Below are 9,146 nucleotides of genomic sequence, written 5' to 3'. Positions count from 1 at the left end.
AATATAATCCCCTATTGTTTTTTAAATTTAGTAGTTTCTTCTTTCTTTTTCTTTCTTTTTTTAAGTATTCCAGAGGGAGAATACTTATATTTCCTATTAATATCAGTAATTTCTGTAATTCCTTTATATTGTGTAATTACTTATTCAATTTTTGCTATACCTGTACAAATTTTTCTGAATAGAAAGCCTAAAAAATTTAATTTAGTTTATCTTGTCTTTTATATTCTTTGTTCATTTGTAGCAATATTTATCATATTTACAGGCTTATTTAACGTATCTTCAATAGATTTGCTAAAAATGGAACGATATTATCAATTTAGTTTCTCATCAGCTCTTATTTTTTGGTTTTGGGACTCTATTTTTTTGCAAAGAAAAAGCGATAATTTTGGAAACTCATCCTCAAATCTCTCATAGGTAAACCAATATGTAGTCACCGTTTTGCCATCAAGTAATCCAGCTTGGGCTTGTAGAAAAGAACCTGTGCAAACCAAAGTCATTATTTGAACAAAATGTTAGAAATGATAAAAATGATGCAATTACAAATAAACATATAAATCCTATTTAGTACAGTTAAATAGATCTGGAAATACAAAATTATCAAAACTTCTTTCATGGAAAATTTATTTATACATTATATTTCACTATAAATGCCAAGTCCTGTTGTTAATATTTATTAAACTATCCTGTGACTTTGGTTGAATAACAAAAAGCGATGCTTCTTTATTGAAGAATTGCTACTAGTTAGTTTAGCACAATGTTTCACAATCTCACTTACTTAATTTAGATTAACTTGCAAACCTAGCCCTTCTAGTAAATCAAAAAACTGGGGACAAGTTTTGGATACACACCCTGGATCTTTTAATAGGATTCCTTTCACCCTAGAACCTATTAAAGCTAAAGACATAGCGACCCTATGATCATCATATGTATCCAATAATGTCGGTTTAGGGTTTCCTGGAAATACCTTTAATCCATCAGAAAATTCCTCGATTTTTATACCTAAATTAGAAAGTGATTCACATATTGCACTTATCCGGTTTGATTCATGATGTCTAATGTGTTCAACATCTTTTATGGTTATAGGACCATCAGCGAATGGTGAAATTGCTGCTAATGTTAATGTTTGGTCTGACATTTCTCTCATTGATATTTCAAACCCACCTCTAAGTTGAGTAACACCTTCCAATTCTATATAAGTTGAACCTCTTGTTACCTTACAACCCATTCTTTCAAACACATCAACCATTTTTATATCAGGTTGTAATGTTTCGTATGTCAGATTATCTATTCGTACTCTACCATTGGTAATCGCAGCCAAAGCAAGGAAGTAACAAGCAGTAGATGCATCTGCCTCTAAGTTTAAATCTTGTGGAAAATACCCAGACGGATAAACTTCAATTTTTTTTAGACTGTTATCATATTTTACTTTTGCCCCAAATTTCTTCATTAACTCTAATGTTAAATGGACATATGAATGCTGTACAATATGATCTGTAATATTAACAATAAAGGATTCTTTAAAATAAGGTGCTGCAATTAAAAGACCGCTTATGAACTGACTTGAGATAGCCCCTGACAGGTTTACTTCTCCTCCTTTTAATTCTTTCCCCTTTATTAATAATGGGTAGTAACCTTCATTATTTAAATAGCATATTTCAGCACCACACTCTTCTAAAGCATTAACTAATGAAGCGATAGGTCTTTTACTCATGCTTTGACTTGCTTCAATTTTCCATATACCTTTATTTGACAATGCTAATGCACCTGGTAAAAACCTTGCGATTGTCCCAGCTGAACCAACATATAACTCACCAGAATTCCATTTAAGTCCATTTCCTACAATAATTGCTGTATTACCGTTAACCTCAATATCTATCCCCAAATTCTTTAAGGTATCAATACACCAATATGAATCATCACTTTTTAAAATTCCAGTGACTGTAGACTTCCCTTGAGACATTGCACTTATGATTAATGCTCTATTTGTTAAACTTTTACTTCCAGGGATAGTGATTGTTCCTTTTATTTTTCTTGTTTTACTTGGGGAAATACTTACTATATCTACACCTTTTAATGATGTCCACGGACTACGGGCTTTATCATCAACACTAAATTCACCCATGTACTCATCTCCTTATTTTTATATTTTCATTATAATTTCGATTATGATATAAATAAAATCAATAATATTAATAACAGCTATAGGTGGTATCTATATCATGCAATTAGACTTGTATCATGTTTTTTATGTAACTGCATTGGAACAGAATTTTAGTAAAGCCGCAAAGAAATTGTTTATTACGCAACCGAGCATAAGCCATTCCATTAAACAACTAGAGGAAAGACTTGGGATCCAATTATTTATAAGAACCTCAAAAGGAGTCATCCTGACGAAGGAGGGTGAAACCTTATTAAATTATATAACCCCTATTTTTGGGCTAATTGATTATGCTGAAGGGAAAATAGCTGAACTGATTAACTTAGAAAGTGGGCATGTAACTATCGGGGGTAGTGATTCAACCTGTAAACATTTTTTACTACCTAAAATTCAAACCTTTCAAAATATGTATCCAGAAATAAAGGTAAAACTTCAACACGGCTCTACTCCACAAATTGTTGAGAAATTAACAAATGGAATGATCGATATTGGAATTGTTCATTTACCTATTAATGAAAATGAAATAAATATAATTGAATATTTAAGTATTAACAGTACTTTTATTGTAGGAAAAAAATATAAAGCCTTAGCTAATAAAACAGTAGCATTAGAAGAAATCTTAAATTATCCAATTATTTCATTTTCTGAAACAAGTAGTACTAGAAGATTTCTGGAACATATATTTCATAATCAAGGGCTAATTGTAAAACCTGACATTGAAGTTGGTAGTGTTGAACTTTTAATTGAATGTGCAAAAATTGGAATGGGGATTGCCTTTGTGACAAAGGAAATGGTCTTAAAGGAATTATCAGAGGGTGAATTATTTGAAGTCCATATAAATGAATTAATAGAGGAAAGGAAAATTGGTTTAATAACAAAAAAGGAAATTCCTTTGTCAGTTGCAGCAAATACATTTTTCAACTATTTATTAGAGAAGTGAAATGAATAAATCTCAAGCTAAAAGGGCAAACAATAAATTTCATCGCCCTTTTCATTTTCAATATTCCCACTATACTCCATCAATAAAAAAAGGCCTCCTCCTCTTAATGGCGGCCGGTTCTTTAACTCTTGCACCTGAAGTATATACTTTCAACTTACTTAGTTGAAAGTATATGGGTGTTAATAATAAATAAAAGTCATACAAATATAGAAAACATAAAATAATAAACTGATTGTGACTAAGCAAATTGAACAGATATTTATTATTTGTAAAAATCCTACTTTCTTAATAAGAAGGTTGATTAGTAAGAATAGACCTAGAATCACCAATTGTACAATAACTGTTATATAAATATATGCTTGTAGGGACTCCCCTCCTCCAATGTACATACCTAGACCTACTATTACAATGCTTCCTATGCCATATATCTATATCCCAACAATATTATTTAGTCTACTACGCTTAAAGTTTACTGTATGAATCGGAAAGAATGATATTCCTAACACCGTGAAACTTATCAAAATATGAAGTAAAAAAACGAACACGATTAAATCTCCTATCTTCTTCTCTTAAACACATTAAACGATCAATATAGTTTAGCTGTTAGAAATTTTTTACCAGCTTTTTTGATTCCCTGTAACTTCCTAACAAGGCTCAAATAGTTTAATGCTTATTTAGTACTCTTCTACAATCTTCCAGATCTCTTAATATTAGTACCACTTTTTTCGATTCAGTTACTCTCATTACTGTCTCTCCATTAGTAAGAAAAACCAACGCTCTACCTGCACCTACCCACATTAACCTTTACCCGCACCTTTTAGCCTCATAATCTGAAATAATTAGTAACATTAGAAAAATTAATTTCAACAACATCGTTAATTTGTTTCATTACTTTTTCTAATATATCACCTGGTAGCTTATATGTGGGTCAAAATTTTATTTTATAATATTTATTTGCCTCGTCAACTATTCTTTTAAAAAGCCTGTTTTCTAAATTATTGTGGGTTATGATATTAATAAAGGACTTTATGGATTTTATGTTAAAATATAGATATACGCATTCAACTAACGAAGTAGTAAAGTATAGCGATAACTTTTGGTTTGAAATAATGAATGGGAGGCGTATAAGTGAAAAGACCTTTAGGAGTTTCGTTGATAAGTTATTTCTATATCTTTGGTGCGATAGTTTTATTATTTACAGCTATTTTTTATAATGCTGAGGCTAATTCAATTGGTATTTCTGAAAGATTTGGACTGCCAAATGTGCCTGAACGATTGATGAGAGTTATTGTAGCATTATTCTCACTGGTAATGGTCTATGGCTATATTAGATTGAAAAAATGGGGCTTTTGGATAATGATAACCTATTCAGTTATTTTTGGAATAATCAGTTCTCTACTTATAACTCAACAATCACAACAGCCATATACAGGTAATCTGATTTTTTCAATTGTTGTAGTGGCTTATACAATTTATGTGAAGAAGGCATATTTCAAAACTAACCTTCAACATTAAATTATGTTATTTCTTATTCAAGTAACTGGCGTTAAGTTCAACAAGAGAAAATAAAGACATACCTAGTTACAGTTTCGTTTTTCACTAAAACGGAACTGGTCGAATTAAGCCGCTCTAAGTTCCTCCACGGTCGTGTAATTAGATTTTTTGCAACATCCTAACAATAAAGATGTGATTTGCTCTTCGTATGGCAACTTCTTGTTTAGTTGGAGAAAAGAACCAATATAAATAATTATCTAACCACCGAGTTGATATACCTTGAAATCTATCTAACCACAGTTTTAACTGGTTATAATAACTATTAACGTGTTGGATATGGTAGATGTGCTTTTTTTACATAGATGCCTTTACTTGCGTTAATTGTCTCGTGCGGGAATTTCCTTAACTTTGCGAACTTTTTATAACGTTGTTGTATCGGTACATAAAATACTGGAAGGTTCTATGTAATCCCCCAGTACACTTTCAATCTCAAAAGAAGTTGTTCTTCCAAAACCATTTTTACGGCTAATGATATTTCCGTTCCTATTATTGCCACAAGAATACTTTTCCTGACTTTTACTAATCTCGCGTTCAGGAGCGACTTCACCACGCTTACGGGGCTTTCTGTGAGATATATGACGGCTCCCCTTCATACTCTCGCTTCCTATTCCTTCTCCTATTCTCTTACTGACAAATAATTAATTTGAGATGGCTTATTTGGTGTGTTTAATGAAGTAGGTTTACTTGTTGCTATTGGTGGATTTAATAAAGACCATTTTCAAATGAACAAGATATTGCTAGGCTGAGAAGATTTTGAAGGTATTCCGGGAATCAATAGATTATTTATATCCTTAACATCATATTCCCGGCTTTGTATCTTTTTAATTAGAAAATAGGTAACTTTATATCTATATCAAATAGTTAAAGTCTCTCCGCTAAATACTATTACAATAGAGATGTTCATATTATCAATATTAGCTAACAAGAAAAAGCAATACTTCTTTATTAAAGTATTGCTACCATTAGTATAACAAAGGTATTTTTAAAAAATGAATTTTTTCATTTCGAAATTTCTTTATAAAAAGTCCCTAAATTGAGACCATTTTTGATAACATTAACCCCTAATAGACATAGCTCTCCTGCGATCATGCAAAACCATCATAATAATGATTCCCATTGTCACTCCCAAAATACTACTTAACTCTGATGTTAGTACATTTGCAAGCGGATGCTCAAGAGCTGGTTGTGCATCAGGACGAGTGCTTGATAAGCGATCAAAGAGATTATAAGAGAACAGCATTCCTGACGAGATCCATGCGACTCCCATGGGAGGAAAGAACTTCTTCAACCCACGACGAGTGGTTAGGGTAAACAAACCCCATGCCCCTGCGAAGGCCCATACACTGGAGTTTAACGACAATAGGTGCCACCATAAATCACGGTTATCCAACATAGCTGGATTGATGCCAATCGTTCCACCAACTCCCCAAAATAGCTTTATGCTTCCAAGCAGAATACATCCAACTGAGACAAGCATTGCCAAAGTAATTGTCAGTTTCTGGCTGTTTCCTGGGAGTAAATCAATGTCGATTCGATTATCAAATGCCTCTGGCCAACGTCTTTTAGCGTATCCAACTAAGGCGAAAGGTAAGCAGATTCCGACCCCAACAAGTGAAATCATGACAAAAAATTGTTCATATATCCAAACATTTGCCGCTCCTACCTGTTGATCACGCATCATAGCAGCAGGACCAAGGATAGGTGCCAGCAACAGCATTGGAATAAGTAAACCCGTGCCAACCCAGACAGGTAACACAATCAACCAGGCGGGTACTCGTTCACCCCATTTCATGCAAAACGTCAATGCTAACAGGATACCAACTGCGGCTAAAACCATTGTAACTGCATTTGCAGTACGCCAACTCGGATCTCCCATTTGTTCGCTCGGTAGGAAGAACCCAAAAGTCCAGGCGATTTTAATTAATAGATACGGCAATACCGATATAGCAGCACCATACCCCCAAAATCTACGGTTCTCTATTAGCTTTTTTACTACTGTCATCTGTCACCTCGGTCTCAGGATTCTTTCTTTTTATAACTATGAATACTTTCCTTTAAGAATTATCATTTTTACTCAAAAGGTGTTATCCAAAATTCGCTTACCATCTTCCTAGATTAACGCTCCATCCTTAAATCCATTCTTTTCCATGCTCACGAATAAATGCTATATCCTTTTGATAATGTTCAAAATGTCCTTCATTAACCATTTTTTGAAAAGCAAGATCGCCTTCGTCGGCTTTTCTTTTCATATATTTACACAATCCTTCTAATCGAAGCAAAACCATTTCCAAATAATCCTCTTCCATTCCCATACCGTATGATTCGAAAAACAATTTAACTCTTTGCCTTATATGATCAGCATGAAGCATTGACTGATAGTATACTGCTTCACCAGTTTCAGAATGATAAACTCTGCTAAGTGGGACGCAAGTGTAAAGAGTATAGGCAATATCCCAAAGTCTTGGACCAGGACCCGCAACATCAAAATCAATAATGCCAACTGGTTTTTTGTTTCGAAAAATTATGTTGTAGATGGCAAAATCATTGTGGCATATAACCTCGTTTTTGTTTGGCGTCTGATCGATCGGTTTCCAATCATTTGTTACCGGAAAGTCACTAACAGCATCATGGTAAAGACGAAGCATTTTCGCAATTTCCATTAAGACATCATTAGACCACATGTAATTTTTTAAAGGGTAATTACCTGCTTCACCCTCAATAAATGATAAAATCTCTCTTCTCTTTTCATCAATCCCTAAAAATTTGGGTGCAAAACCGAATCCTTTCTTCTCCAAATGCTTTAATAGCTTATGAATGTTTGTACTGCCTGGCTTTAATTCCCGTCGGACAGTGTGTCCCGAACGATATACGTTTGAGACATTCCCACCTGTTAGCATTTCTTCGTTTTCATATTTTTTTCCCATTTAAAATTCCCCCAATGTAGGGATGCCATGTTGAAGTCAATAGAGATGTATGTTTGCCCATAATTAAAAGCAGATATACAAAGGTATCTGCTTGGCAATGGGAATTTCAATGTCCACTCCATGTATCCCTTGAATGATTTTAGATAGACAAATAAACGGATCCTTTACTTGTAAGGACGCTTATGCCTCTATCCAATTAACGAATCAGTTCAAGGTATTCCACATATGTACGATTGATTCCCCTTTCTATACATCTCCAAATACACTTTACCAAAAATTACAAAGTCCATAAAGATCATTTTATACAGCTTTTCAATTAATTTACTAATCTACCAAAGCATGAAAAAGCACATACTTTATTAGGGAAGATTGTTTGTCTTTAAAGTACCTACCCAGACATCACCAACATTCACTTTATACAAAGTCTCTTCTCCGTAATTAGGTATATCAAGTTTTTCAGTTTTGTACGATTGATTGATAATATCTGTTACTTCATCTTCTGTTCTAATCCCATATTGGATATCCTCTTTTAAATCCCCTAACTCATATATATCAGCTTCTATATGAGGTTCCCAGATAAATAATTCTAACTTGTCCTTTAATGCAGCATATTTTTCAATCGGAAAATTCTTTTCTTGCTCCTGCTTATCAAACGTTTTATCGTAAAAATGAAGGCAGTCCTTATAAGCAACAACGATTTGGGAACTGATAAAATTAGGTTCATAAAGCCATATTTTTAAATAGAATTTTTTATTTTCACTTAGCATTTGTTCATACCAATTTAAGTACACATCAATCATCGCTTCTAAAAGAAGTCGATTATACCAGGTTGGAGGATTTATTCTATTCCACGAATAAAACGGATGGATCCAAAGCTTCGCATAATCTCTTTTGTCCTCCCTTATCTGTTCCATATCCAAATTCATGACATTTTGCTTCCATACTTCTATTTTCCTTTTATGACGTTTCCATCCTCTAATTTTCTTCTTTTTTGAATAATAAATCACTGATACACTCCTTAAAAAGTTTTTCATTAAGATTATAAGTCGTTGGTAAAAGAAATGATGACCTTCATACTTTGCAATCCAAAATTTCTTTATCTAACAAAGAAAATACAAAAATACTAGGTTTGAATTAGGCAATGACTTAAAGTAATCTGCAATCTTCTACCTTTACATTTAAAAATAAGAATCATTGCCCTTTTGTACATAAAATAAATTTGACCAGAAATATAATCTGAACTATAATGAAGCCCTTTTCTGATCCACCACATGATAATGCCTACCAATGAGGCTGTTTTAATTTCAATCGTAACATATTCTACAGGTAATTCTTTTTCTGTATTCCTTCTTCTTCCTTCAAATTGATTGATAGTAAGTAGAGAAAGAATTAAAAATGTTTTAATTGAAAAAGTACAGAAACTACAATTAAAGTCTGCTCAATTCCTGATTAACCCACATCAAATCAAGCAATCTATAAATTGCCCCTTTCACATCTCCCGTATGCATTGTAGAGAGTACTATATGCTCAGTTTTGATAATAGAACTAAATAATATTGTATAGGTAATAT

At 33.0% G+C, this 9,146-nt stretch carries 9 protein-coding genes and 1 pseudogene; 3 read left to right on the top strand and 7 right to left on the bottom strand.

Annotated elements, in window-relative coordinates; all coding sequences use genetic code 11:
• The coding region (locus HU235_RS07320) for a UPF0715 family protein (RefSeq protein ID WP_174879782.1) at positions 1-414 on the top strand (414 nt) is incomplete at its 5' end.
• A 361-nt stretch (positions 415-775) separates the two neighbouring features.
• Here HU235_RS07320 and aroA read toward each other — a convergent pair.
• A complete protein-coding gene (aroA, locus tag HU235_RS07315) occupies positions 776-2,122 on the bottom strand; it encodes a 3-phosphoshikimate 1-carboxyvinyltransferase (RefSeq protein ID WP_174879781.1) in 1,347 nt (448 codons plus the stop codon).
• Between the two features lie 97 nt (positions 2,123-2,219).
• Between aroA and HU235_RS07310 the strand changes: the two genes are divergently transcribed.
• A complete protein-coding gene (locus HU235_RS07310; RefSeq protein WP_174879780.1) occupies positions 2,220-3,098 on the top strand; it encodes a LysR family transcriptional regulator in 879 nt (292 codons plus the stop codon).
• A gap of 1,128 nt (positions 3,099-4,226) precedes the next feature.
• On the top strand, positions 4,227-4,613 hold the full coding sequence (locus tag HU235_RS07305; protein ID WP_174879779.1) for a hypothetical protein: 387 nt from the start codon (positions 4,227-4,229) through the stop codon (positions 4,611-4,613).
• A gap of 398 nt (positions 4,614-5,011) precedes the next feature.
• Here the strand turns inward: HU235_RS07305 and HU235_RS07300 are convergent, their stop codons facing one another.
• The 6 genes and pseudogenes from HU235_RS07300 to HU235_RS25640 form a co-directional block, all read right to left on the bottom strand.
• A complete protein-coding gene (locus HU235_RS07300) occupies positions 5,012-5,245 on the bottom strand; it encodes a hypothetical protein (protein ID WP_174879778.1) in 234 nt (77 codons plus the stop codon).
• 461 nt (positions 5,246-5,706) lie between these two features.
• On the bottom strand, positions 5,707-6,654 hold the full coding sequence (locus HU235_RS07295) for a hypothetical protein (protein ID WP_174879777.1): 948 nt from the start codon (positions 6,652-6,654) through the stop codon (positions 5,707-5,709).
• A gap of 127 nt (positions 6,655-6,781) precedes the next feature.
• Positions 6,782-7,576 carry a phosphotransferase gene (locus tag HU235_RS07290; protein ID WP_174879776.1) on the bottom strand — a complete coding sequence of 265 codons (795 nt, stop codon included), beginning with the start codon at positions 7,574-7,576 and terminating at the stop codon, positions 6,782-6,784.
• Positions 7,577-7,935: 359 nt separating this feature from the next.
• On the bottom strand, positions 7,936-8,583 hold the full coding sequence (locus HU235_RS07285) for a hypothetical protein (protein ID WP_233452157.1): 648 nt from the start codon (positions 8,581-8,583) through the stop codon (positions 7,936-7,938).
• A 194-nt stretch (positions 8,584-8,777) separates the two neighbouring features.
• Positions 8,778-8,939 (bottom strand): annotated as a pseudogene (locus HU235_RS07280) (TetR/AcrR family transcriptional regulator); the annotation flags it as partial.
• Between the two features lie 64 nt (positions 8,940-9,003).
• Entirely contained in the window at positions 9,004-9,114 is a 111-nt protein-coding gene (locus tag HU235_RS25640) for an ATPase, T2SS/T4P/T4SS family (RefSeq protein ID WP_459213468.1), read from the bottom strand.
• Between the last annotated feature and the right edge of the window lie 32 nt (positions 9,115-9,146).

It is taken from the genome of Metabacillus niabensis (genome assembly GCF_902829255.1).
Classification (GTDB): domain Bacteria; phylum Bacillota; class Bacilli; order Bacillales; family Bacillaceae; genus Metabacillus; species Metabacillus niabensis.
Note: the sequence above shows the minus strand (reverse complement) of the source record. Positions and strands in the feature narration are given on the sequence as shown.

What these genes read in the sequence shown, in the direction of transcription:
- aroA (WP_174879781.1), bottom strand. Translation starts at nt 2,122, where the DNA reads ATGGGTGAATTTAGTGTTGATGATAAAGCCCGTAGTCCGTGGACATCA.
- HU235_RS07310 (WP_174879780.1), top strand. Translation starts at nt 2,220, where the DNA reads ATGCAATTAGACTTGTATCATGTTTTTTATGTAACTGCATTGGAACAG.
- HU235_RS07300 (WP_174879778.1), bottom strand. Translation starts at nt 5,245, where the DNA reads ATGAAGGGGAGCCGTCATATATCTCACAGAAAGCCCCGTAAGCGTGGT.
- HU235_RS07295 (WP_174879777.1), bottom strand. Translation starts at nt 6,654, where the DNA reads ATGACAGTAGTAAAAAAGCTAATAGAGAACCGTAGATTTTGGGGGTAT.
- HU235_RS07290 (WP_174879776.1), bottom strand. Translation starts at nt 7,576, where the DNA reads ATGGGAAAAAAATATGAAAACGAAGAAATGCTAACAGGTGGGAATGTC.